This window comes from Achromobacter sp. Root565, assembly GCF_001427425.1.
GTDB classification, from domain to species: Bacteria; Pseudomonadota; Gammaproteobacteria; order Burkholderiales; family Burkholderiaceae_B; genus Achromobacter; species Achromobacter spanius_D.
The window spans coordinates 905,538-927,820 of sequence record NZ_LMGO01000005.1; the positions used below are offsets into that span (position 1 = coordinate 905,538).

General features: G+C 67.6%; 21 protein-coding genes and 1 pseudogene. 12 read left to right on the plus strand and 10 right to left on the minus strand.

The window, feature by feature from the left end; translation table 11 throughout:
* The first annotated feature begins 61 nt into the window (after positions 1–61).
* Positions 62–982: a LysR family transcriptional regulator gene (locus tag ASD71_RS20770; protein ID WP_056569018.1), complete on the plus strand. Its 921-nt coding sequence runs from the start codon at positions 62–64 to the stop codon at positions 980–982.
* Between the two features lie 90 nt (positions 983–1,072).
* Here ASD71_RS20770 and ASD71_RS20775 read toward each other — a convergent pair whose 3' ends face one another.
* Positions 1,073–2,065: a tripartite tricarboxylate transporter substrate binding protein BugE gene (locus tag ASD71_RS20775; protein WP_056569019.1), complete on the minus strand. Its 993-nt coding sequence runs from the start codon at positions 2,063–2,065 to the stop codon at positions 1,073–1,075.
* Between the two features lie 242 nt (positions 2,066–2,307).
* On the opposite strand from ASD71_RS20775, the gene ASD71_RS20780 reads away from it, so the two are divergent.
* Positions 2,308–3,207, plus strand: coding sequence for an AEC family transporter (locus ASD71_RS20780; protein WP_056569022.1), 900 nt, complete (start codon positions 2,308–2,310; stop codon positions 3,205–3,207).
* Positions 3,208–3,277: 70 nt separating this feature from the next.
* Here ASD71_RS20780 and fumC read toward each other — a convergent pair whose 3' ends face one another.
* On the minus strand, positions 3,278–4,675 hold the full coding sequence (gene fumC, locus ASD71_RS20785) for a class II fumarate hydratase (RefSeq protein WP_056569025.1): 1,398 nt from the start codon (positions 4,673–4,675) through the stop codon (positions 3,278–3,280).
* Between the two features lie 161 nt (positions 4,676–4,836).
* On the opposite strand from fumC, the gene tsaE reads away from it, so the two are divergent.
* Complete coding sequence (gene tsaE, locus ASD71_RS20790; protein ID WP_056569028.1) at positions 4,837–5,376, plus strand: tRNA (adenosine(37)-N6)-threonylcarbamoyltransferase complex ATPase subunit type 1 TsaE; 540 nt, start codon at positions 4,837–4,839, stop codon at positions 5,374–5,376.
* Positions 5,304–6,686, plus strand: coding sequence for an N-acetylmuramoyl-L-alanine amidase (locus ASD71_RS20795; RefSeq protein WP_056569030.1), 1,383 nt, complete (start codon positions 5,304–5,306; stop codon positions 6,684–6,686). The genes tsaE and ASD71_RS20795 overlap by 73 nt, the downstream gene beginning before the upstream one ends.
* Before the next feature lie 100 nt (positions 6,687–6,786).
* Here the strand turns inward: ASD71_RS20795 and ASD71_RS20800 are convergent, their stop codons facing one another.
* On the minus strand, positions 6,787–7,425 hold the full coding sequence (locus tag ASD71_RS20800) for a VTT domain-containing protein (RefSeq protein WP_156395240.1): 639 nt from the start codon (positions 7,423–7,425) through the stop codon (positions 6,787–6,789).
* A 99-nt stretch (positions 7,426–7,524) separates the two neighbouring features.
* Here ASD71_RS20800 and mutL point away from each other — a divergent pair, with 99 nt between their 5' ends.
* The 3 genes and pseudogenes from mutL to ASD71_RS27765 all read left to right on the plus strand — a co-directional run.
* Positions 7,525–9,531 carry a DNA mismatch repair endonuclease MutL gene (gene mutL, locus ASD71_RS20805; protein WP_056569035.1) on the plus strand — a complete coding sequence of 669 codons (2,007 nt, stop codon included), beginning with the start codon at positions 7,525–7,527 and terminating at the stop codon, positions 9,529–9,531.
* A 1-nt stretch (position 9,532) separates the two neighbouring features.
* Positions 9,533–10,492, plus strand: coding sequence for a tRNA (adenosine(37)-N6)-dimethylallyltransferase MiaA (gene miaA, locus ASD71_RS20810; protein WP_056569037.1), 960 nt, complete (start codon positions 9,533–9,535; stop codon positions 10,490–10,492).
* 107 nt (positions 10,493–10,599) lie between these two features.
* Positions 10,600–10,764 (plus strand): annotated as a pseudogene (locus ASD71_RS27765) (IS3 family transposase); the annotation flags it as partial.
* 72 nt (positions 10,765–10,836) lie between these two features.
* Here the strand turns inward: ASD71_RS27765 and purM are convergent.
* On the minus strand, positions 10,837–11,886 hold the full coding sequence (gene purM, locus ASD71_RS20815; RefSeq protein ID WP_056569039.1) for a phosphoribosylformylglycinamidine cyclo-ligase: 1,050 nt from the start codon (positions 11,884–11,886) through the stop codon (positions 10,837–10,839).
* A gap of 258 nt (positions 11,887–12,144) precedes the next feature.
* On the opposite strand from purM, the gene hda reads away from it, so the two are divergent.
* The 4 genes from hda to ASD71_RS20835 are packed head-to-tail and all read left to right on the plus strand — an operon-like array spanning position 12,145 to position 15,412.
* Positions 12,145–12,846 carry a DnaA regulatory inactivator Hda gene (gene hda, locus ASD71_RS20820; protein ID WP_056569042.1) on the plus strand — a complete coding sequence of 234 codons (702 nt, stop codon included), beginning with the start codon at positions 12,145–12,147 and terminating at the stop codon, positions 12,844–12,846.
* Complete coding sequence (locus ASD71_RS20825; RefSeq protein WP_056569045.1) at positions 12,843–13,541, plus strand: HAD family phosphatase; 699 nt, start codon at positions 12,843–12,845, stop codon at positions 13,539–13,541. The genes hda and ASD71_RS20825 overlap by 4 nt, the downstream gene beginning before the upstream one ends.
* Entirely contained in the window at positions 13,542–14,915 is a 1,374-nt protein-coding gene (pcnB, locus tag ASD71_RS20830; RefSeq protein ID WP_056569048.1) for a polynucleotide adenylyltransferase PcnB, read from the plus strand.
* A gap of 5 nt (positions 14,916–14,920) precedes the next feature.
* A complete protein-coding gene (locus ASD71_RS20835; RefSeq protein WP_056569051.1) occupies positions 14,921–15,412 on the plus strand; it encodes a 2-amino-4-hydroxy-6-hydroxymethyldihydropteridine diphosphokinase in 492 nt (163 codons plus the stop codon).
* Between the two features lie 73 nt (positions 15,413–15,485).
* On the opposite strand, the gene ASD71_RS20840 is transcribed toward ASD71_RS20835, so the two are convergent.
* From ASD71_RS20840 to ASD71_RS20855, 4 genes are all read right to left on the minus strand, one after another.
* Positions 15,486–16,382, minus strand: a complete 897-nt coding sequence (locus ASD71_RS20840; RefSeq protein ID WP_056569054.1) for a sugar kinase — start codon at positions 16,380–16,382, stop codon at positions 15,486–15,488.
* Between the two features lie 71 nt (positions 16,383–16,453).
* Positions 16,454–17,287 carry a CoA ester lyase gene (locus tag ASD71_RS20845; protein WP_056569056.1) on the minus strand — a complete coding sequence of 278 codons (834 nt, stop codon included), beginning with the start codon at positions 17,285–17,287 and terminating at the stop codon, positions 16,454–16,456.
* Entirely contained in the window at positions 17,284–18,477 is a 1,194-nt protein-coding gene (locus ASD71_RS20850; protein WP_082579005.1) for a CaiB/BaiF CoA-transferase family protein, read from the minus strand. Before ASD71_RS20850 ends, ASD71_RS20845 begins: the two co-directional genes overlap by 4 nt.
* Positions 18,474–19,304: a MaoC family dehydratase N-terminal domain-containing protein gene (locus ASD71_RS20855; RefSeq protein WP_056569058.1), complete on the minus strand. Its 831-nt coding sequence runs from the start codon at positions 19,302–19,304 to the stop codon at positions 18,474–18,476. The genes ASD71_RS20850 and ASD71_RS20855 overlap by 4 nt, the downstream gene beginning before the upstream one ends.
* Before the next feature lie 130 nt (positions 19,305–19,434).
* On the opposite strand from ASD71_RS20855, the gene ASD71_RS20860 reads away from it, so the two are divergent.
* Entirely contained in the window at positions 19,435–20,328 is an 894-nt protein-coding gene (locus ASD71_RS20860) for a LysR family transcriptional regulator (protein ID WP_056569061.1), read from the plus strand.
* Between the two features lie 12 nt (positions 20,329–20,340).
* Here ASD71_RS20860 and paaG read toward each other — a convergent pair whose 3' ends face one another.
* On the minus strand, positions 20,341–21,165 hold the full coding sequence (gene paaG, locus ASD71_RS20865) for a 2-(1,2-epoxy-1,2-dihydrophenyl)acetyl-CoA isomerase PaaG (RefSeq protein WP_056569065.1): 825 nt from the start codon (positions 21,163–21,165) through the stop codon (positions 20,341–20,343).
* Entirely contained in the window at positions 21,162–22,274 is a 1,113-nt protein-coding gene (locus tag ASD71_RS20870; protein ID WP_056569068.1) for an acyl-CoA dehydrogenase family protein, read from the minus strand. The genes paaG and ASD71_RS20870 overlap by 4 nt, the downstream gene beginning before the upstream one ends.
* Positions 22,275–22,283 lie beyond the last annotated feature (9 nt).

Below are 22,283 nucleotides of genomic sequence, written 5' to 3' on the forward strand. Positions count from 1 at the left end.
AGGCGCCCGGTGCGCGCCATCCGGCTTAGAATCGCGGTTTCGGATCCCCCCCATCTGCGCCATGCGCCTGCGCCACATCGAGATATTCGAAGCGATCCGCCGCACCGGATCCCTGACCGAAGCCGCCGCCGCGCTGCATATTTCGCAGCCCGCCGCCAGCAAGCTGCTGGCGCATGCGGAAAGCCAGCTGGGCTTCAAGCTGTTTGACCGCGTAAAGGGCCGGCTGGTCGCCACGCGCGAGGCCGAGATCCTCACGCCCGAGATCGCGCGGCTGAGCCAGGACCTGAACAGCGTGCGCAGGCTGGCGACCAACCTGCGCGACCGTCCCAACGGCCATCTGCGCCTGGGCTGCGCGCCCGCGCTCGGCCTTGGCCTGTTGCCCGGCGTCGTGCGCGACAGCCGCAATGCGCAGCCCGGCATCACCTTCGACATCCACACGCACCACAGCGCCGAACTGGTGCAAGGGCTGCTGACGCGCGAGCTGGACCTGGCGATCACGTTCGACACGAACGACTATCCCGGCCTCACACGCATGGGGCTGGGGCACACGGAACTCGTACACCTGAGCCGCAAGCCCGGGCAGGGGCCGCTAAGGCTGTCGGACTTGTCTGACCCGGCAGACGCCACCGACTCCGGCGACACGCTCATCGTGCTGGACGCGGGCGACGCATCGGGCGCCCTGCTGCAACTGGCGCTGGACGCGCAGGGCCTGGCGCCGCAGGTCGCGATCCAGGTGCAGACGCATTACGTCGCCTGCGCGCTGGTCGACGCAGGCTGCGGCGACGCCATCGTCGACGCCATCACCGCGCGTGCCATGCTGCGTCCGGGCATGACCCTGCGCCGCCTGGAACCCGCGCTGCGCGTGCCGATCAGCATCATGACGCGCAACCAGGATCCGCTGTCGGCGTTGCACCGTGACCTGATCGAGCGCCTGCGCGCGGCTTGCACCGCATTGCTGGAAGGACTGGACGCGCCCGCCTGACAAGCCGCGCGCGGCCCGCAAAGCACAACGGGCGCCCGAAGGCGCCCGTTGTTGTGTCGATGGGGGCAGACTGGGCCGCCCCGCGCAGCATCAGTCCAGCTTGATGTTCTGCTTCTTCACGACGTCCTGGGCCCAGTTGAACTGTTCCTGGATTTCCTTGGCGAACTCTTCCGGCGTGTTGCCCGACGGCGCCGAGCCTTGCTCGTCCAGCGCCTTGATGACCTTCGGGTCCTTCAGGGCCACGACGGCGGCGTCACGCAGCTTGTTCACAACTTCCATCGGCGTGCCCTTGGGGGCCAGCAGGCCGTACCAGACGGGCTGGTTCAGCACCGGGAAGCCGGCGTCCTTGAAGGTCGGCACGCCTTTGACGGCGGCGATCTGCTCGGGCCACGCGATGGCCATGGCGTTCAGCTTGCCCGCCTGGATCTGCGGCATCGAGGACGGCAGGTTGTCGAACAGGATTTCGATCTGGCCGCCGACGGCATCAGCCAGCGCCGGGCCCGAACCCTTGTAGGGCACGTGCACGATGTCGGTGCCGGTGGCCATCTTGAACGATTCGCCCATCAGGTGCAGCACGCCGCACGTGCCCGAGCTGCCGTACGAGTACTTGCCCGGGTTCTTCTTCAGCTCTTCGATGAAGCCCTTGAAGTCCTTGGCGGGGAACTTGGGGTTCACGGCCACGACGTTGGCGGTGTTGGCAAAGTTGGTGACCGGCTGGAAGTCCTTGATCGGATCGTACGGCAGGTCCTTCGGACGGCAGGCGGGGTTCACGGCCATCGTGGAGACGGTGGCGATGGACAGCGTGTAGCCGTCGGCAGGCGCGCGTGCGGCTTCGGCCGCACCGATGGCGCCGCCAGCGCCGCCCTTGTTTTCAACGACCATCGGCTGGCCGAGTTCCTGGCTCATGCGCTGCGTCACGAGGCGCGCAATGATGTCCGTGGAACCGCCAGGCGCGAACGGAACGATCACGCGGATGGCCTTGCTGGGGTACTTGTCTGCGGCGTGCGCGACCGAAGCGCCCAACGTGCCGGCAGCACCGGTAGCAAGGGCGATGGCCACTGCCAGGGAGCGGACCTTATTCATAGTTGTGTTTCCTCCAAGATTGCGAGCCCGTGTGTAGACGGACCGTTGTGTGATGTGCCCGCCTGTAGACGGACCAGCAGATAACGGTGCGGGCGCATTGCTTGTGCGCAGCGTGTCTACGCCGCATTTATAGGTTGCTTGTGGCACACGCGCCCGCCAGAATGACGGAGAATAGCAGCAAATGCTTACACCCGCATAGCGCGCCGGACGCCTCCCGGCGCCAGACGAAAACCCACGCCTTTATGTCTGTAGCACTCCTGGTTCTCCCCGATTTCATGCTGGTCGCGCTGGGTTGGGCGCTACGTCACAAATTGGGTTTCTCACGCGAGTTCTTTGCCGGCACGGAACGCCTCGTCTACTTCGTGCTGTTCCCCGCACTGCTGTTCCAATCGATCCTGCGCACGCCCATCACGGCGGGCAACGCGGCGCTGCTGCTGCAGGCCACCGCGGCGGTCGTGGCGGCCGGCGTGGCAATGGCGTGGCTGGCGGGCCTGGCGCTACGGCCCTCGTCGCTGGGCCTGGCCTCCTCCGCGCAATGCGGATACCGCTTCAACACCTATATCGGCCTGGCGCTGGCAGCCAGCCTGGCGGGCGCGCAGGGTCAGACCGTCATGGCGCTGATCGTCGGCTTCGCAGTGCCCATGGCCAACGTCGCCGCCGTCTACGGCCTGGCTCGCCACAGCGGCGGCAACCTCCTGCGCGAGCTAGCGCGCAATCCGCTGGTAACGTCCACCTTGCTCGGCCTGGCCTGCAATCTGGCGGGATTGCAGCTTCCCGGCCCCGTCGACACGGTGTTCGCGCGGTTGGGCGCGGCGGCGCTTGCGCTGGGCATCATCTGCGTGGGCGCCAGCCTGGCCTGGGAGGGCGGCAAGGGCTACGGCACGCTGATCGCGTGGATGCTGGCGGTCAAATTGGTCGCGCTGCCCGCGGTCGCCCTGCTGGTGGCGAACCTGCTCAACCTGCCCCCGCTCGAAGCGCGCATGCTGCTGCTGTTTGCGGCGCTGCCCACGGCGTCGGCCGCGTACGTGCTGGCGATGCGCATGGGCGGTGACGGCCGCATGGTGGCCGTGCTGATCTCGCTGGGCACGTTGTTCTCGGCGGTCACGATCCCGATGTGGCTGCTGCTGGCCGGCCGCATCTAGCCCACGCGCAAGAAAAATGGCCGCCCCGGCAAGGGCGGCCATCTTCATGGCGTCGGTAACGCGGGACGGCTTACGACGGCTTGTGCGCGTTCGTCATCGAGCCCGGCACGACCCATTCGGCAAACTGCGCTTCGGTCACAAAACCCAGGGCCAGCGCCGATTCCTTCAGCGACAGGCCTTCCTTGTGCGCCTTCTTGGCGATCTGCGCGGCCTTGTCGTAGCCGATGTGCGGATTCAGCGCGGTCACCAGCATCAGCGAACGGTCCACCAGTTCAGCGATGCGCTCGTGGTTGGGCTCGATGCCCGCGGCGCAATGCTGGTCGAAGCTGGCCATGCCGTCCGTGAGCAAACGCACCGATTGCAGGAAATTGTGGATGACCAGGGGCTTGTAGACGTTCAATTCGAAGTTGCCGCTGGCGCCGCCGATGTTGATGGCCACGTCGTTGCCCAGGACCTGCGCGGCCAGCATCGTGATGGCTTCGCACTGCGTCGGGTTGACCTTGCCCGGCATGATCGAGCTGCCCGGCTCGTTCTCGGGAATGCTGATCTCGCCCAGGCCCGAACGCGGACCGCTCGACAGCCAGCGCACGTCATTGGCGATCTTCATGAGGCCCGCCGCCAGCGACTTCAGCGCGCCGTGCGCGAACAGCAGCGCTTCGTGGGATGCAAGCGCCTGGAACTTGTTGGGCGCCGAGACGAACGCCGTGCCGGTGGCGTGGGCCAGTTCGGCCGACACCTTGGGGCTGAATTGCGGGTGGGCGTTCAGGCCCGTGCCCACCGCGGTGCCGCCGATGGCCAGTTGGTGCAAGCCCGGCAGCGTGGCGCGGATCTGCTGCTCGGCCAGATCCAGCTGCGCCACGTAACCCGACAGCTCCTGGCCCAGCGTCAGCGGCGTGGCGTCCTGCAAGTGGGTGCGGCCGATCTTGACGATGTCGTAGTACTTGGCGCTCTTGGCCGCCAGCGTGGCGCGCAGCGCCTTCAGCGACGGCAGCAGGCGGTGCTCGACTTCCACCGCGGCCGCCACGTGCATCGCGGTCGGGAAGGTGTCGTTCGACGACTGACCGCGGTTGACGTGGTCGTTCGGGTGCACCTTGCGCTCTTCGCCGCGCACGCCGCCCAGCAGTTCCGAGGCGCGGTTGGCCAGCACCTCGTTCATGTTCATGTTGCTTTGTGTGCCCGAACCGGTCTGCCAGACGGACAGCGGAAACTCGTTGGGCCACTTGCCCGCCACCACCTCGTCGGCGGCGCGCATGATCGCGTCCGCAATCTTGGAGTCCAGCTCGCCCAGGTCGGCGTTGACCTTGGCCGCCGCGCGCTTGAGCCGCGCCATCGCATTGACCAGCGGTTCCGGCATCTTCTCGGTGGAAATCGCGAAGAAATGCAGGGAGCGCTGGGTCTGGGCGCCCCACAGGTGGTCTTCCGGCACCTCGATGGGGCCAAACGTGTCTTTTTCGATGCGGGTCTTCATGGCGCGTACAACTCCGTGGCGGCGTCAGTCGCGGGCGGCGGGAAGCCGTCAGTTGCGACATTATTGAGAATAGCAATCGTTATAGGTTAGCAGAAACCCGCATTCCTATAATTGCTCCCATCTGTGCTCCGATCCTCGTTTTTTACCACTGCTCCCGCGCCATGTCCGCCCCTCTCGCCACCCTGACCCTGCACCTGCCCGACGAAGCCGCCACCGAGGCGCTGGCACGCCAGCTTGCGCCCATGGTGACCGGCGCCCAAACCGGCCTGCCAGGCGCATGTATTCACCTTCAAGGGGACCTTGGGGCAGGAAAAACGGCCTTCTCCAGGGCATTGTTGCGGGAAAGCGGCATCACAGGCCGAATCAAGAGTCCAAGCTACGCGCTGCTTGAAACCTATAAAGTTTCTAACTTATACTTCTATCACCTTGATTTTTATAGATTTAGTGATGCGCGCGAATGGTTGGACGCAGGATTCCGAGATTTACTGCGTGACGACGCAGTCGTTTTGATCGAATGGCCGGAGCGGGCGGAAGGTTTTTTACCCCCGCCCGACCTTCTGATCTGCCTGGTTTATGCAGGCGACGGACGTGACGCCACCCTGACCGCGTACACCGCCCGAGGACAAACATGGTTGAACGCGATTGTCCCCCCGCCCCTGACGGCGCCCTCCCCGCGGCAGGCGCCACCCGCCGACGCCTGATCAGCGTCGCCGCCACCCTGCTCGTCCTGCCGGTCGTGCCTCGGCTGGCGCAGGCTGCAACGATCCTGGCCGTCCGGACCTGGCCGGCCGACGAATACACCCGGGTCACGCTGGAACTCGACAGCGAACTCAAGGCCGAACAATTCACCCTCGAAAATCCCCATCGCCTGGTGGTCGATATCGAGGGACTGACCATCAGCGCCGCGTTGAACGACCTGGTCTCCAAGGTCCGGCCCGACGATCCCTACATTCAAAGCCTGCGCGTGGCGCAGAACCGCCCGAACGTGGTGCGGCTGGTGTTCGACCTGAAGCAGCCCGTGGCGCCGCAGGTATTCACGCTCAAGCCGGTGGCCGATTACCAGTACCGCCTGGTGCTCGACCTCTATCCCAAGATCGCGCAGGATCCGCTGATCGCGATCCTGAACAAGTCCAGCGGTCCCGACGTGGACGATCCGCTGGCGCGCATCCTTGAAGACATCCAGCGCAACCCGGTGACCCGCGCGGACCCGCCCGAACCGCCGCGCGTGCGCGGCCAGCAGCCGGCGCCCGCCCTGCCCACCCCGCCTAAGCCCCCCGCCACCGCCAGCCGCGGCAAGCCGCGCATGCTGACCATCGCGCTGGATCCCGGCCACGGCGGCGAAGACCCGGGCGCCATCGGCAAATCCGGGCTGCGTGAAAAAGACGTGGTCCTGCGCATCGCGCGGCGCCTGAAGGCGCTGATCGACAGCCAGCCCTACATGCGCGCCTACCTGACGCGCGACGACGATTACTTCGTGCCCCTGCACGTGCGCGTGCAAAAGGCCCGCCGCGTGCACGCGGACCTGTTCATCTCGATCCACGCGGACGCCTGGGTCAAGCCCACGGCCAACGGCTCATCGGTGTTTGCGCTGTCCCAGCGCGGCGCCACCAGCGCGCAGGCCCGGTGGATGGCCGACAAGGAAAACGCGGCCGACCTGATCGGCGGCGTCAACCTGGGCAGCCACGACCGCCAGGTCGCGAAGGTGCTGCTGGATCTTTCCACCACGGCCCAGATCAATGACTCGCTCAAGGTCGGCAACGCCTTCCTGGACGAGATCAAGAAGATCAACCGCCTGCACAAGAACAGCGTCGAGCAAGCCGGCTTTGCCGTGCTGAAGGCGCCCGACATCCCGTCGGTGCTGGTCGAGACCGCCTTCATCAGCAACCCGCAGGAAGAAGCGCTGCTGCGCAGCTCCTCGCACCAGGACAAGCTGGCGCAGGCCATGATGACCGGCATCCAGCGCTACTTCACGGCCAATCCGCCGCTGGCGCGACTGGGCGACCTGAGCTAGACGGATTCAGGACACATGCCGGGGTCGATGTCCCGGCCCATGAAAAAAGGCGATGCACCCTCTGGCGCATCGCCTTTTTGTTTCAAGCGCGGCGTGGACGTTATTGCGTCCGGCGCGCGCGCACCAGCTTGAGGACGCCTGCGGCCACCACCGGCACGACCGCCGCCGCCAGGCCCACCAGGACGATGGTGTTCAGGTGATCGCGGATGATCGGGATGTTGCCGAAGAAGTAGCCCGCCGCCACCAGGCTGATCACCCACAGCAGCGCGCCCGTGATGTTGAAGAGCTGGAAGCGCGCCATCGACATCTCGGCCACGCCCGCCACGAACGGCGCAAAGGTGCGCACCACGGGGATGAAGCGCGACATGACGATGGTCTTGCCGCCGTGCTTTTCGTAGAACGCGTGCGTGCGCATCAGCGCGCCGCGGTCCAGGAAACGCAGGTTCATCGAGAACACCCGGGGCCCGATGTAGCGGCCGATGGCGTAGTTCAGCGAGTTGCCGGTCACGGCGGCCACGATAAGCAGCACAGATATCATGACGGGGTCGATATGCCCCGTCGCGCCGAAGGCCCCGGCGATGAACAGTAGCGAGTCGCCCGGCAGAAAGGGCAGCACGACCAGCCCCGTCTCCGCGAAGACGATGAGAAACAGCACCAGATACACCCACACGCCGTACTGCTCGACCCAAAGGCCAAGCGTCTGGTCGATGTGAAGCACCATATTGAAAAACTCAAGCATTGAAGCGGCCCTGATATCCGATGGGAATTTGTCAGCGACTATAGCCGACCGGGGCATGACGCTAAAATCGTCCGCACTGCTACATAAGATCTGGGCCACATGACCGAACGTCGTTCCATCCTTGCGCTTCCTGACCTGCTGATCAGCCAGATCGCCGCTGGCGAGGTCATCGAGCGCCCCGCGTCCGTGCTCAAGGAAATCCTGGAAAACGCCATTGACGCGGGCGGGCGCGCCATCGAGGTCCGCCTGGAAGGCGGCGGCATCCGCCGCATCGCCGTCACGGACGATGGCGGGGGCATCCCCCCCGAAGAACTGCCGCTGGCGCTGGCCCGCCACGCCACCAGCAAGATCCGCTCGCTGAACGAGCTGGAATCCGTGGCCTCCATGGGGTTCCGCGGCGAAGCGCTGGCGTCCATTGCGTCGGTGGCCCAGGTATCCATCATTTCCCGCACCCGAGATGGCGACCATGCCTGGCAGATCGACGCGGGCAGCATGCAGGTGGGCCCCGCCTCCGGCCCGCCCGGCACCACGGTCGACGTGCGCCAGCTGTTTGACGCCGTGCCGGCCCGCCGCAAGTTCCTGCGATCCGAAGCCACCGAATTCGGCCATTGCGTCGACGCGATGGAGCGCATCGCACTGGCGCATCCGCAAATCGCCTTCCGCCTATTCCACCACGATCGCGCGCAGCGCCAGTGGCTGCCCGCCGACCCGCCGCAGCGCATCCGCGACGTGCTGGGCGCCGAATTCGCCGAGCACGGGCTGCTGCTGTCGCATTCGGTCGGCACAGTCAGCCTGGCCGGCATGATCACGCGTCCGACCGCCGCCCGCGCCCGCGCCGACCGCCAGTACCTGTACGTGAACGGCCGCTATGTGCGGGACCGCACGGTCAGCCACGCGCTGCGTTCTGCCTATGCCGACGTGCTGCACGGCGACCGCCAGCCCGCGTACGTGCTGTTCCTGGACATCGACCCTGCCGCCGTGGACGTGAACGTCCATCCGGCCAAACACGAAGTCCGTTTCCGCGATAGCGGCGCCGTGCACCGCTTTGTCTCGCATGCGGTCAGCCAGACGCTGGCCCAGATGGGCGGCTCGTCCGCCGTTGCGCCGACGGGGCATGCCGAAGACGCCGAATTCGAAACCGTGGCGCGTCCGGCGGGCGAAACGGCCCCGTCCGATGCCGCCGCACCGGCGTACCGCCCGGTGACGCCCGCGACGGAATCCCCGCGCCCCGGCTATGGGGGCATGAGTGGTGGAATGAATGGCGCCACGGCCGGCGGCTCGAACGCCGGCGCTAACCCTGGCGCGAGCGGCCCCGGCAACGGCGCCGCCTACGGCCTGCGCCCCTCGCCCGCCGCCCAGCGCCCGCACACCCAGGTGCCCTTCCGGCTGCACGCCGAACCGGCCGGGATTCCCGCGGCCGACTGGCAATCGCTCTATCGCCCGCTGACCGACGACACGGCGGCCCGCACCGCGCCCCTGCGTGAACCGTCGCCGGCGCCCGCCGCGCTGCCCGCCGACGAGGAGCACCCGCTGGGCATGGCAGTGGCGCAGCTGCATGGCGTCTACATCCTGGCCCAGAACCGCCGCGGCATGGTGCTGGTGGACATGCACGCCGCGCACGAGCGCGTGGTCTACGAACAGCTCAAGCAGGCCCTGGACGCGCGCAGCCTGCCGCGCCAGGATCTGCTGGTGCCCGTGGTGTTCCACGCCCAGGAAAAGGACCTGGCCCTGGTCGAGGAGTTCGAAGAACAATTGAACGACCTGGGTTTCGAGATGCGTCCGTCCGGCCCCACGTCCATCGCCGTGCGATCGGTGCCGGCCATCCTGGCGCGCGGCGACATCGAGACCCTGGCCCGCGCCGTGCTGCGCGACCTGGGCGCCGTGGGGGTCTCGCGTCTGCTCACCGAACAGCGCAACGAACTGCTCTCGACCATGGCCTGCCACGGGTCCGTGCGCGCCAACCGCAAGCTCACCCTCGAAGAGATGAACGGCTTGCTGCGCCAGATGGAAACCACGGAACGGGCCGACCAGTGCAACCACGGGCGGCCGACCTGGGTGCAGTGGTCCATGTCGGACCTGGACAAGCTCTTTTTGCGCGGACAATAGCTTGCCGTCTTCCCAATCCCCCGCGTCGCTCCCCGTCATCTGCCTGGCTGGTCCCACCGCGGCCGGCAAGAGCGCGTCCACGCTGGCGCTGGCCGAGCGCTGGCCGCTCGAGATCGTCAACGTCGATTCGGCCACCATCTACCGTGGCATGGACATCGGCACGGCCAAGCCCTCGGCGGACGAGCAGGCGCGCGTGCCGCAGCATCTGCTGGACATTCTGGATCCCGCGCAGTCGTACTCGGCCGCGGAATTCCGCGCCGATGCACTGCGTCTGATCGGTGAAATCCGCGCGCGCGGCCGCATTCCGCTGCTGGCGGGCGGCACCATGATGTATTACAAGGCGCTGCGCGACGGTCTGGACGACCTGCCGCAGGCCGATCCGGCGCTGCGCGCCGAACTGGAAGCGCGCGCCGCCCGCCTGGGCTGGCCCGCGCTGCACGCCGAGCTGGCGGCGCTGGACCCTGTCACCGCCGCGCGCCTGGCGCCCAACGACAGCCAGCGCATCCAGCGCGCACTCGAAATCTGCCAGCTTTCCGGCCACCCCATGTCGGCCCTGCTGCAACGCGCCCAGCGCAAGCCGGACGACGACGGCAACCGCTACGTGACGATCAGCCTGGAGCCCTCGGACCGCGCCGCCCTGCACGCCCGCATCGAGCAGCGGTTTGACGCCATGCTGCGGCAGGGACTGCTGGACGAGGTGCGCGGCCTGCACGCTCGCGCCGACCTGCACCCGGGCCTGCCGTCCGTGCGCTGCGTGGGGTACCGCCAGATGTGGGCGCACCTGGACGGCCAGATCGACCTGGACACCGCCCGCGAGCAGGGCATCGCGGCGACGCGGCAACTGGCCAAGCGCCAGATCACCTGGCTGCGCGCGCAGCCCGATCGCGTCATCGTCGACTGCCTGGCGGCCGACGCCGTGGCGCAGACCATCGACGCCGTGGCGCTGACGCTGGCGGACTGACGGGCAGCGCGCTGCGTTCGAAGGAGGCTCTCGAAGGTGTCTGACACCCCAACGAGACCGACTTCATCCTGCGATGCCGTCTCAGGGGGTGTCAGACACCTTCGAGCGGCACGCTCAAGGCCGAGTTCTTCCACCTGAACCGCTTCGATAGCGTCGACCAGTTGCAGGCCGGCATCCGGCAGTACATCCGTTACTGCAATCACGATCGCATCAAGCTCAAGCTAAAAGGCCTGAGCCCGGTGCAATACCGAGCTCAGGCCTTCGGGCTTTAGCTTCTGACGTCCAACTTCTGGGGGTCAGTTCATCACGGCGGTCATTTTTATTGCAGCACGATCGCCGCGGCGTCACACCACGAAGGTCTGCGCCATGCCGGCTTCCTGGGGAACGATTTCGCCCAGCTTGCTGACCGTTTCACCCTGCTCGCGCAGCGTGGCGGCAATGGCGTCGGCCTGGGCCGGATCCACCACCAGCACCATGCCGATGCCGCAGTTGAAGACGCGATACATCTCGGTGTCCTCGACGCCGCCCTGCTCCTGCAGCCATTGGAACAGCTTGGGCATTTCCCAGGCGTCGCGGTGCAGCTTGGCGGCCAGGCCGTCCTGCAGGATGCGCGGCACGTTGTCCAGCAGGCCGCCGCCCGTGATGTGGGCCAGGCCCTTGATCGCCGTGCCGTGCTTGGCCAGCGCGGCCAGCACCTGCTTCACGTAGATGCGGGTCGGGGCCATGACCACGTCGACCATCTTCTGGCCGTGGAAATCGTCGTCCGGCTTGGCGCCGGCGCGTTCCAGGATCTTGCGCAGCAGCGAGTAGCCGTTGGAGTGCGCGCCGCTGGACGCCAGACCCAGGACCACGTCGCCCGCCTTGATGGACTTGCCGTCGATGATCTTGGACTTTTCCACCGCGCCCACCGCGAAGCCGGCCAGATCGTATTCGCCGTCCGGGTACATGCCCGGCATTTCGGCGGTTTCGCCGCCGATCAGCGCGCAACCCGACAATTCGCAGCCCTTGGCAATGCCGCCCACCACCGCCGCCGCCGTGTCCACCGACAGCTTGCCGCAGCCGAAGTAATCCAGGAAGAACAGCGGCTCGGCGCCCTGCACCAGGATGTCGTTGACGCTCATGGCGACCAGGTCGATGCCGACCGTGTCATGGCGGTTCCAGTCGAACGCGAGGCGCAGCTTGGTGCCCACGCCGTCGGTGCCGGAAACGAGCACGGGCTCTTTATACGTCTTGGGCACTTCGAACAGGCCGCCAAAGCCGCCGATACCGGCCAGCACCCCGGGGCGCATGGTGCGCGCGGCAAGGGGTTTGATTCGGTCGACCAGGGCGTCGCCTGCGTCGATGTCGACACCGGCGTCGCGGTAGGTCAGGGGGGCTTTAGGTTGGTTCGTCATGAGAAATGCCGTGGGGTATGTAACAATTGCTGGGATTTTGGTGGAACGCCCTGCATTTTACGATGCCGCGGGCGCGGACGGGCGCGAGAGGGCGCAAACCCAAGCCAGGCCAAGCGTTCGGACGCGACACCATCGCCTCAGGTGGTTTAAAGTGTAGGGTTGGCCGGTATTGATTTTGCCAGTTTCTATTTGGCCCGTGTATTACCGATTTTTCTTGGCTTTTTGCGGCGCCCCTGAAAAGCCCGATTGCTAACTCTCATGAACCGCCAGCTGCTGCTCGACGTTCTCCCCGCGCCAGCGCCCTCGCTGAACAATTACATCGCCGGCCCCAACGGAGAAGCGGTGGCAGCCGTGCGTGCGCTCAAGCCCGGACGGGCCCTGTACATCTGGGGCGCCGCCGGCTGCGGCCGTACTCATCTGCTGCGCGCGCTGACCGCCCGGCCCGATGCCGTCTACGTTGACCCAGCCAACGGCGAAAACATGCTGCGCCGCCTGGCCGAGGCCGACTCCAAATCGCCCATGCCCAAGTTCGTGGCGGTCGACGACGTGCACCGCATGGACGACAGCCGTCAGGCTGCCCTGTTCGCGCTGTACAACCGGTGGCGGGAATCCGCGGCCACGCAGCGCGCCTTCGCGCTGGCGCTGACCGGCGACCGCGCGCCACTGTCGATGCCGCTGCGCGAAGACCTGCGCACGCGCCTGGGCTGGGATCTGGTGTTCCGCCTGGACCCGCTGTCCGACGCCGACAAGCTGGCCGCGCTGTCGGCGCAAGCCGCCGAACGCGGGCTGCACCTGGCGCCCGAAATCATCAACTGGATGCTCACGCACCACGAACGCGACATCCGCAAGCTTGCCGCGTTGCTCGACGCGCTGGACCGTTACTCTCTGGCCACCGGCCGCCCCATCACCCTCCCCCTGCTGCGCGCCATGCTCGCAGATCCTGATTCACAACGCACATGACCACCCGACGTCTCGCCCTGTTCGACCTGGATCACACCTTGCTGCCGCTCGACAGCGACTACCAATGGGCCGACTATCTGGCGCGCACGGGCCGCGCGGGTGATCCCGTCGAAGCCCGCCGCCTGAACGACGATCTGATGGACCGCTACAACCGCGGCGAACTCACGGCCGAACAGGCCGCCGAATTCATGCTGGGCCTTCTGGCCGCGCATTCGCCGTACGACCTGGCTGCCTGGCACGAAACCTTCATGGGCGAAGTCATCCGCCCGTCCATCACGCCGGCTGCCCGCGACCTCGTCGACAGCCACCTCGAAGCCGGCGACCTCTGCGCCATCGTCACGGCCACCAACAGCTTCGTCACTGCCCCGATCGCCCGCGCCTTCGGCGTGCCCCACCTGGTCGCGACCGATGCCGAGTACCTGCGCGGCCGCTACACCGGCCGCATCCTGGGCACGCCCAGCTTCAAGGAAGGCAAGGTCGTGCGCGTCAACGACTGGCTGGCCGGCATGGGCCTGGGGCTTGCGGATTTCTCCGAATCGTTTTTCTATAGCGATTCGGTCAACGATGTGCCGCTGCTCGAAAAAGTGACCCGTCCGATTGCCGCCAACCCCAGCCCCACCCTGCGCGCCATTGCGCAGGAACGCGGCTGGCAAGTGATCGACCTGTTCGACCACATGGAAGATTCGAAGTCCTAAATGATCACTGAAACCATAAGAAAATTCGTCGGCCGGCTCTTCGCGCCGACACCCAAGGGGCCGTTGCGCATCGGGCGCGACAAGCACGGCATCGACCGCCGCAACGTGTCGCGCCACGCCATCAAGGTGTGCGAGGTGCTGCGCCAGCATGGCTACGAAGCCTATATCGTCGGCGGCGCGGTGCGCGACCTGATCGTCGGGCTGGAACCCAAGGACTTCGACGTGGCCACCAACGCCACGCCCGAACAGATCCGCCCGCTGTTCCGCCGCGCGCGCATCATTGGCCGCCGCTTCCAGCTGGTTCACGTCGTGTTCGGCCAGGAAATCATCGAGACCTCCACCTTCCGCGCGCCCGCTTCGGAAGACCAGGAGACCGACGAGCACGGCCGCATCCTGCGCGACAACGTGTTCGGTTCGCAGGAAGAAGACGCCAAGCGCCGCGACTTCACCATGAATGCGCTGTACTACGACCCGCACAACGAGGAAGTCATCGACTACCACGATGGCGTGGCCGACCTGAAGAAGCGCCAGATCCGGATCATCGGCGACCCCGTCAAGCGTTACCGCGAAGACCCGGTCCGCATGCTGCGCGCGGTGCGCTTTGCCGCCAAGCTGAACGGCACGATCGACCCGGCCACGCGCGAGCCCATCAGCACGATGGCCGACCTCATCGAAAACGTGCCGGCCTCGCGCCTGTTCGACGAGATGCTCAAGCTGCTGACCTGCGGCCATGCCATGGACTGCCTGCGCCAGTTGCGCGCCGACGGCCTGCACAACGGCCTATTGCCCCTGCTGGACGTGGTGCTCGAGCAACCCGGCGGCGAACACTTCGTGGAACTGGCGCTGGAGCGCACCGACGCGCGCGTGCGCGCCGGCAAGACCATCAGCCCCAGCTTCCTCTTTGCCGCGCTGCTGTGGCAGCAGGTGGACGTGCGCTGGAAGCAGTTGCGCGCCCAGGGCGAGCACACCATCCCCGCCCTGTCGACGGCGGCGGATTCGGTGCTGGACGAACAAACCGAGAAGCTCGCCATCCAGCGCCGCTTCTCGTCAGACATGCGCGAAATCTGGTTCATGCAGCCGCGTTTCGAACGCCGCATGGGCAAGACCATCTACCGCATGATCGAGCAGCCGCGCTTCCGCGCCGCATGCGACTTCCTGCAGCTGCGCGCCGCCGCCGGCGAATTCGACAGCGTGCTGGCGCAGTGGTGGATGGATCTGGCCAACGCCGACGACGCCACCCGCGCCGACATGATCGAGGAAATCTCGCGCCAGCCGCGCGAAGCCGCCGATGCGGCCGCGGCCACGGGAGCCCCCGCGCGCCGGCGCCGCCGTCCGCGCCGCAGCGGCCCGCGCAGCGCGCCGGGCACCGAGTAACCCGCATGCCGCAGCAACTGCCCGTGCGTGCCTATGTCGGCCTGGGCGCCAACCTGGGCGACAGCGCGGCCACGCTGCGGCAGGTCCTGGCGCAGTTGCAGGCCACGCCCGGCGTCACCGGGGTGACGGCCTCGCCGTTCTACCGCAGCGCGCCGGTGGATGCCACCGGCCCCGACTTCATCAACGCCGTGGCGGCCGTGGATACCGTCCTCGCGCCGCTGGCATTGCTGGACGTCCTGCAGGCGCTCGAAAACGAACACGGCCGCCTGCGGCCCTACCGCAACGCCCCTCGCACGCTCGATCTGGATCTGCTGCTGCACGGCGATGCGCGGCTGGACGACGCGCGGCTGATCCTGCCGCATCCCCGCCTGCATCTGCGTGCCTTCGTGCTGCTGCCGCTGCGCGATCTCGCGCCGGGCCTGTCCGTGCAAGGCCAACCGCTTGACGCCTGGATCGGCGCGATCCACGACCAGCCGATCGAACGACTCGCGCCCTGAGCGCGGATTCAGCGACGCGGCGCAATGCGCGCCTGCTCTCAACCAAGCAGCACAATACGCGCCGCAGGCGGCATCAAGCCTTCGGCGTGAACGCCATCATGGCGCGCTCGACGTCTTCCACGTCCGGCAGCCCCGCCTCGTTCCCCAGATGCTGGATCTTGTGCGCGGAGGCCGCCCGCGCAAACGTGAAGTGCTCGATCCAGGGTTGTTCCGGCCGCGTCAGGTAGGACCACACATAAGCGCCGTGGAACACGTCGCCCGCGCCCGAGGTGTCGATGATGCGCGACGCGGGGACGTCCAGCGACGGCAGCGTGCCGACGCGTCCCGTCTCGTCGTACCACAGCATGCCGCGCTCGCCGAGCGTCACCGCGCCGATGCGGCACCCGCGCGCCTTCAGCAGATCCAGCAGCCCTTCCGGCGACAGGCCAAGCTGCTCGCACATGCGCTCGGCGCAAACCGCCACGTCGATATGGCGCAGCAGTTCGTCGGTGTTCTCGCGCATGCCGCCCCCGTCCAGCGAGGTCAGCACGCCGGCCTGCCGGCACGCCCGCGCGTAATGCAGCGCGGCGTCGGGCTGATGGCCGTCCAGATGCAGGGCACGATAGCCGCCGATGTCCAGCCGCGGAAAGTCGTTCAGGTAGCCCGCGTCGCGCGCGCGAACGATGGCGCGCTTGCCATGGTTGGGCATGATGAACGACAGCGAGGAGCGCCGCACCTGGCGCGCGTGCAGCGTGACGCCATGCGCGGCCGCCATGTCCGAGTACATGTGGCCCAGCCAGTCGGGCGCCAGCGAGCAGACCAGATCGGGCGGCAATCCCAGCCGCGCGCAGGCAAACGCCGCCGTGACCGCGTTGCCTCCGAACGAGACCGCGTAGTCGCGCGCCACGCTTTTCTGGTCGCCCGTGGGCCATTCGTCGGCCAGCACGGTGACGTCGATGTAGGTATGTCCGATGAAGAGCGCCTCGCCCATGGGCCCGCCTTGTCAGGTTGTATGCGCGGGGCGCCTCGGCGCACGGTCTGGACGAGGCGCCGGCGCGGGATTCAGCCGCGCGCGGATTCGCCCGCCTGCGCCAGCACCAGCCGCGCCCGTGCGATGACGGGCGCGTCGACCATCTTGCCATCCAGCATGAACGTGCCCGCGGCGGTATCGCGGTGCGCGGCGATGACGCGCCGCGCCCAGTCGAGTTCCTGCTGGGCCGGCACGAAGGCAGCGTGGATGACGGGGACCTGCGTGGGATGGATGCACAGCATGCCGCCAAAACCCATCTGCTGCGCCCGGCCGGCCGCCGCGGCCAGCCCCGCCTGATCCTGCACGCCGGGAAAGACGCCGTCCAGCGCAGGCGCCAGGCCCGCGGCACGGGTCTGCAGCAGCACCTGCACCCGGGCGTGGTCCAGCACGGTTTCGGCGCCCGGCGTGTCGGGCGTCAGGCCCAGGTCCAGGCCGTAGTCCAGGCTGCCGAACGCCAGCCGCGCGACGCCCGGCGTGGCGGCGATCTCGCCGGCATTGAGAATGCCCTGCGCGGTTTCAAGAATGGGAATCACGGGACAGCCGGTCTGGGCCGCGTGCCGCACCTGCATCATGCTTTCGGCCTTGGGTAGCAGAATGCCCGCTACGCCGGCCCTGCCGCGGCAGGCCTTCAGATCGTCGTCGTGCCAGGACGTGGAAGCGTCGTTGATGCGCACCCAGAGCCGGGCCTCGCGATTCAGGCCCAGGAAATCACACAGGGCTTCGCGCGCCGACGCCTTGGCCAGGTGTTCCACGGCGTCTTCCAGGTCCACGATGACGGCGTCCGCGCCCGCGGCAAGCGCTTTGGGGATGCGCTCGGGCCGCGAGGCCGGCACAAACAGGGCGCTACGAACGACGGGATGATTCACACGACCTCCGAGGCATGAAACTGCGCCACCTGATCCGGCGCGTATCCCAGAGATGCTAGCACCGCATCGGTGTTTTGGCCCACGGCGGGCACCGCCCCCATGTGCGCCGTAAACGCGTTGCTGGTGGCGGGCGGCAGCAGCGCAGGCAGCATGCCGGCGGGGCTGTCGACCTGGCTCCAGCGCTGGCGCGCCTGCAATTGCGGATGCGCCCACACGCCGGCCATGTCGTTGACGCGCGCATTGGCGATCTGCGCGTCTTCCAGGCGTTGCGTCACCTGCTCGATGGACAGGTCGGCAAAGGCGGTCACGATGAGCGCGCGCAGCGCGTCGCGGTTGGCGGTGCGCAGCGAATTGGAGATGAAGCGCGGGTCCTCGGCCAGCTCGGCCTGGCGCAGCACCTGCGCGCAGAAGACGCGCCATTCGCGCTCGTTCTGCAGACCCAGCATGATGGTGGATCCGCCGCCCACGGGGAACGGCCCGTACGGATAGATGGACGCATGGGCCGCGCCCGCGCGCACGGGCGGCGCCGCGCCGTCGAAGGCGTAATACATGGGAAAGCCCATCCACTCGACCATGCTCTCCAGCATGGAGACGTCCAGGCGGCTGCCCACGCCCGTGCGCTTGCGCAGAAGCAGCGCGTTCAGGATGGCCGAATAGGCGTACATGCCGGCGGCGATGTCCGCGATGGAACACCCCGCCTTGACCGGATCGTCCTTCGTGCCGGTGACCGACAGAAAGCCGCTTTCGCTCTGGATCAGCAGGTCATAGGCCTTTTTATCCTGGTAGGGACCGCCCTCGCCGTAACCCGAGATGTCGCAGACGATCAGGCGCGGGTGCTTCGCGTGCAGCGCCTCGAACGACAGGCCCAGGCGCGCCGCGGCGCCGGGCGCCAGGTTCTGCACCAGCACGTCGGCCGATTCCAGCAGGCGGTCCATGACGCCAGCGGCTTCGTCGCGCTTCAGGTCCAGCGTCAGGCTTTCCTTGGAGCGGTTGGTCCAGACGAAGTGCGAGGACAGCCCCCGCACGCGCTCGTCGTAGCCGCGGGCGAAGTCGCCGCTGCCCGGACGTTCGATCTTGATGACGCGCGCGCCCATGTCCGCGAGCTGGCGGGTGCAGAAAGGCGCGGCGATGGCGTGTTCCAGGCTGACGACGGTGATGCCGTCCAGCGGGCGGGAGGCCTGCATGTTCATTCGGTGAACCTCAATTCGGCTTGGTGGGCCAGCGTGCCGTCCTGCTCGGCCCAGAGCTGGGCGACGCCCGGCTCGGACAAGCGGCCGGCGACCTGGAAGGGAGCGGGGGAAATCAGCGGGCGCAAGCCGCGGTAGGCAAGATGCGTGAGGCGGGCCTTGGGATGCGCCCGCACAAAGGCGGCGACCATCTCGGTGGCGATGAGCGGGCCGTGGACGACCAGGCCGGGATAGCCTTCGACGCCGGTGACGTAGGGATGGTCGTAATGGATGCGGTGGCCGTTGAACGTAACGGCCGAATAGCGGAACAGCAGGATCGACGTGGGATTGACCGTGTCGCTCCATTGCGCCTGTGGCGCGGGCTCGCTGCCCGTGAGCTTGGGCGGCGTGGGCTGGCGGTACACGATGTCCTGCTCTTCCAGGATGGCCACTTCGCCCGATTGCCGGTATTCATGCTGCACGGTCACGAACAGCAGGGAGCCGGTGCGGCCGGTCTTTTCCTTGACCTCGGCCACGGTCGACACCCGTTCGGCCGGCACGCCCACCTTGAGCGGCTGGCGGAATTCCACGCGGCCGCCGGCCCACATGCGGTTGCGGTCCTGCGCAGGCGGCAGAAAGCCGCCGCGCGACGGATGGCCATCCGTCCCCAACCCGTCCATGCCGACGGTGGCGATGAAGAAAGCCCATTGCCACAACGGCGGCAGGTCGTCGCCCTCGGCCGGCACCGGTCCACCCAGGGTGGCGGCGATACGCGCGGCGTGGCCGGGGTCCATGGCGTCCGCCTTGCGCTCGCCGCTGCCGATCCACGCGGCCGGATCTGTAGATGTCATGCCGAGTTCCTCTGGTGGTGTTTTTACAGCCTGAAGCATGCCCGCAAGCCGGCGGGCGTGTGAATTCGTTTTTCCTCAAGGCGGGGTTTGCGGCGCCTGAATCGGCCATCCGCGCCGTAATATATGGCCCATGCACTTCGACCTTGCCGACCTTCGACTGTTCATCCACATCGCCGAATCCCCCAGCCTGACGCAGGCGGCCAAGCGGGCGCATCTGTCCCTGGCCGCGGTCAGCGTACGGATCAAGGCGCTGGAGAACCAGCTCAATACCCGACTGCTCTACCGCGACAGCCGCGGCGTGGAAATCACGCCCGCCGGGCAGAAACTGCTGCAGCACGCGCGCGTCATCATGCGGCAGGTGGATCACCTGAAACACGACTTCCAGGAACAGGCCGACGGCGACGCCGGCCACATCCGCATCTTTGCCAACACCACAGCCGTCACGGAATTCATGCCGGACATCCTGGCGCAATTCCTGTCGGGCCACCCCGGCGTCACGGTGGATCTGCAGGAGCGTCTGACGCGCGACATCGTGCGCGGCGTGCTGGACGGCACCACCGACCTGGGCATCGTCGCGGGACCGGTGGATGCGCCGGAATTGCAGACCATCCACTTCAGCACCGACCGCCTGGTGCTGGTGGTGCCTAACGGCCATCCGCTGCAGGATCAGGACAAGGTCAAGCTGGCGGACGCCGTGCGCTATCCGTTCATCACCATGCACGAAGGCTCCACGCTGGTGGCCTTCCTGCGCGACCAACTGGAACGCGTCGGCCAGCGCCTGCCCCAGCGCATCCAGCTCTACAGCTTCGATTCGATCTGCCGCATGGTGCAGGCGGGCGTGGGCGTCGGCGTCATTCCGGACTCGGCCGCGCGCCGCTACGGCGGGGACACCAAGCTGCGCGTCGTCGAACTGGACGAGCCGTGGGTGGTGCGCGAACGCAAGCTGCTGGTGCGCGACATCGACGCCCTGCCGGGCTGCGCGCGCGAACTCATCGAACAGATTCAGACGCCGCAAGAATCCTGACGTTGCGCCGCGTCATTTGCCGGTGAATGCGGGCGGGCGCTTCTCAGCGAAGGCGCGCATGCCTTCCAGGTAATCGTCCGTGTAGCCCAATTCGCGCTGCAGGCTGCATTCCAGATCGAACTGCTGCGCCAGCGTGTTGCCGCTGGACGCCTGCAACGCCGCCTTGGCGGCCGCGTAGGCGCGCGTGGGGCCGGCGGCCAGCGTGCCGGTCACCTGCGCGATCGTGTCCGCCAGCGCCGCGTCGGGCACCACGCGCCAGATCAGGCCCCAGGCTTCCGCCTGAGCGGCCGACACCGATTCCCCGAACAGCGCCGCGCCCATCGCGCGCGCCGACCCGACCAGGCGCGGCAGGAACCACGTTCCGCCCGCATCGGGCAACAGGCCGATCTTGCTGAACGCCTGCACGAAGCGCGCCGATTCCACCGCAAACACCACGTCGCACGCCAGCACCAGACTCGCGCCCGCGCCGGCCGCCACGCCGTTCATGACGCACACCACCGGCACGGGCAAGGCGCGCAAGCGGTTGATGAGCGGGCGATAGCACTTCTCCAGCATCACGCTCAGATCGCGACGCGAGCCGTCTTCGGCGGGCTTGCGTTCGCCCAGGTCCTGGCCGGCGCAAAAGCCGCGGCCCGCGCCGGTGATCACGAGCCCGCGTAGGTTTTCCTGCCCTTCCAGCAGGTCCAGCGCGCGCGCCAGTTCGCCGTGCATGACCTCGGTGAAGCTGTTCATGCGCTCGGGCCGGTTCAGGGTGATGACGCCCACGCCGCGTTCCAGCGTGAACTGGATCTGGGTGAAAGCCGGCAGGTGTGTGAAAGCCGGTGCGTCTGCGCTCATGCCAACTCCTCCAGGACGGCCAGTTGCTCTGCCGTATCGCCCATCAATTGATCCACAACGGTCAGGCGCTTGAAATAATCGCCGACCTCCAGTTCGTCCGTCATGCCCATGCCGCCGTGCAACTGCACGGCCAGCTGCGCGACCAGACGGCCGGCGCGCGCGGCCTCCAGCTTGGCCGACGCGATCATGCGGCGCCGCTGCGCCGCGTCGGATTCGGTCAACGCGGCCACCGCCACATAGGCCATCGACAGCGCAAGCTCCTTGGCCACCAGCATCTCGGCCAGGCGGTGCTGCAGCGCCTGAAAGGACGCCAGGGGCTGGCCGAACTGCTTGCGGGTCTTCAGGTATTCCACCGTGATTTCCAACAGGCGCTCCATTGCGCCCGCCGCGTGCGCGCACAGCGCCGCCGTGCCCCATTGCAACGCCTGCGCCAACGCATGGTCGGCCGCATCACCCGCTGCCAGCAGCGCCTGCGCGGGCAGCGTCACCGCATCGAAATCCAGCCGCGCGCAGCGCGCGCCGTCCAGCGTGGGCGTGTCCGTCATGCGCACGCCGGCCACATCGGCCGGCACCGCCAACAGAACGGTCTGGCCATCGCCGCCGCGCGCGCTGACGAACCAAGCATCGGCGGCCGCGCCGTGCCAGACCAGGTGCTTGGCCCCGTCCAGCCGCCAGCCTTCGGCGGTCTGCGCGGCGCGGCAGTCCTGCGGATCCGCCGCATAACGCCGGCCGGGCTCTTGCCACGCCACGCTGACGATGGCCTCGCCCGCCGCGATGGGCGGCAGCCAGCGGCCGCGCGCCGCGTCGCCGCAGGCATCAGCCAGCGCCGCGCCCATCACCGCGCTCGGGATGACCGGCTCGGACACCAGCCCGCGCCCCAGCTCGACATGCACCGGCAGCAGGCTGGCGGGCACTTCGCCGAAGCCGCCGTGGTCCTGCGAAATGTTCAGGCCCAGCACGCCCAGTTCGGCCAGCGCATTCCAGGCCTGCCGATCCAGCGTGCCCGTGGCCTGCCGGGCGCGCCGCTGGGGAAACGTCCATGCCTGGTCCACCAGGCGGCGCAGGCTGTCGGCCAGCATGCGCTGTTCTTCCGTGTAGATGAAATCCATGCGTCGTAT

Bases quoted from the DNA above. Each gene is read 5' to 3' on its own strand.
- ASD71_RS20770 (WP_056569018.1), top strand. From the start codon at position 62: ATGCGCCTGCGCCACATCGAGATATTCGAAGCGATCCGCCGCACCGGA.
- ASD71_RS20775 (WP_056569019.1), bottom strand. From the start codon at position 2,065: ATGAATAAGGTCCGCTCCCTGGCAGTGGCCATCGCCCTTGCTACCGGT.
- ASD71_RS20780 (WP_056569022.1), top strand. From the start codon at position 2,308: ATGTCTGTAGCACTCCTGGTTCTCCCCGATTTCATGCTGGTCGCGCTG.
- fumC (WP_056569025.1), bottom strand. From the start codon at position 4,675: ATGAAGACCCGCATCGAAAAAGACACGTTTGGCCCCATCGAGGTGCCG.
- tsaE (WP_056569028.1), top strand. From the start codon at position 4,837: ATGTCCGCCCCTCTCGCCACCCTGACCCTGCACCTGCCCGACGAAGCC.
- ASD71_RS20795 (WP_056569030.1), top strand. From the start codon at position 5,304: ATGGTTGAACGCGATTGTCCCCCCGCCCCTGACGGCGCCCTCCCCGCG.
- ASD71_RS20800 (WP_156395240.1), bottom strand. From the start codon at position 7,425: ATGCTTGAGTTTTTCAATATGGTGCTTCACATCGACCAGACGCTTGGC.
- mutL (WP_056569035.1), top strand. From the start codon at position 7,525: ATGACCGAACGTCGTTCCATCCTTGCGCTTCCTGACCTGCTGATCAGC.
- purM (WP_056569039.1), bottom strand. From the start codon at position 11,886: ATGACGAACCAACCTAAAGCCCCCCTGACCTACCGCGACGCCGGTGTC.
- hda (WP_056569042.1), top strand. From the start codon at position 12,145: ATGAACCGCCAGCTGCTGCTCGACGTTCTCCCCGCGCCAGCGCCCTCG.
- ASD71_RS20825 (WP_056569045.1), top strand. From the start codon at position 12,843: ATGACCACCCGACGTCTCGCCCTGTTCGACCTGGATCACACCTTGCTG.
- pcnB (WP_056569048.1), top strand. From the start codon at position 13,542: ATGATCACTGAAACCATAAGAAAATTCGTCGGCCGGCTCTTCGCGCCG.
- ASD71_RS20835 (WP_056569051.1), top strand. From the start codon at position 14,921: ATGCCGCAGCAACTGCCCGTGCGTGCCTATGTCGGCCTGGGCGCCAAC.
- ASD71_RS20840 (WP_056569054.1), bottom strand. From the start codon at position 16,382: ATGGGCGAGGCGCTCTTCATCGGACATACCTACATCGACGTCACCGTG.
- ASD71_RS20850 (WP_082579005.1), bottom strand. From the start codon at position 18,477: ATGAACATGCAGGCCTCCCGCCCGCTGGACGGCATCACCGTCGTCAGC.
- ASD71_RS20855 (WP_056569058.1), bottom strand. From the start codon at position 19,304: ATGACATCTACAGATCCGGCCGCGTGGATCGGCAGCGGCGAGCGCAAG.
- ASD71_RS20860 (WP_056569061.1), top strand. From the start codon at position 19,435: ATGCACTTCGACCTTGCCGACCTTCGACTGTTCATCCACATCGCCGAA.
- paaG (WP_056569065.1), bottom strand. From the start codon at position 21,165: ATGAGCGCAGACGCACCGGCTTTCACACACCTGCCGGCTTTCACCCAG.
- ASD71_RS20870 (WP_056569068.1), bottom strand. From the start codon at position 22,274: ATGGATTTCATCTACACGGAAGAACAGCGCATGCTGGCCGACAGCCTG.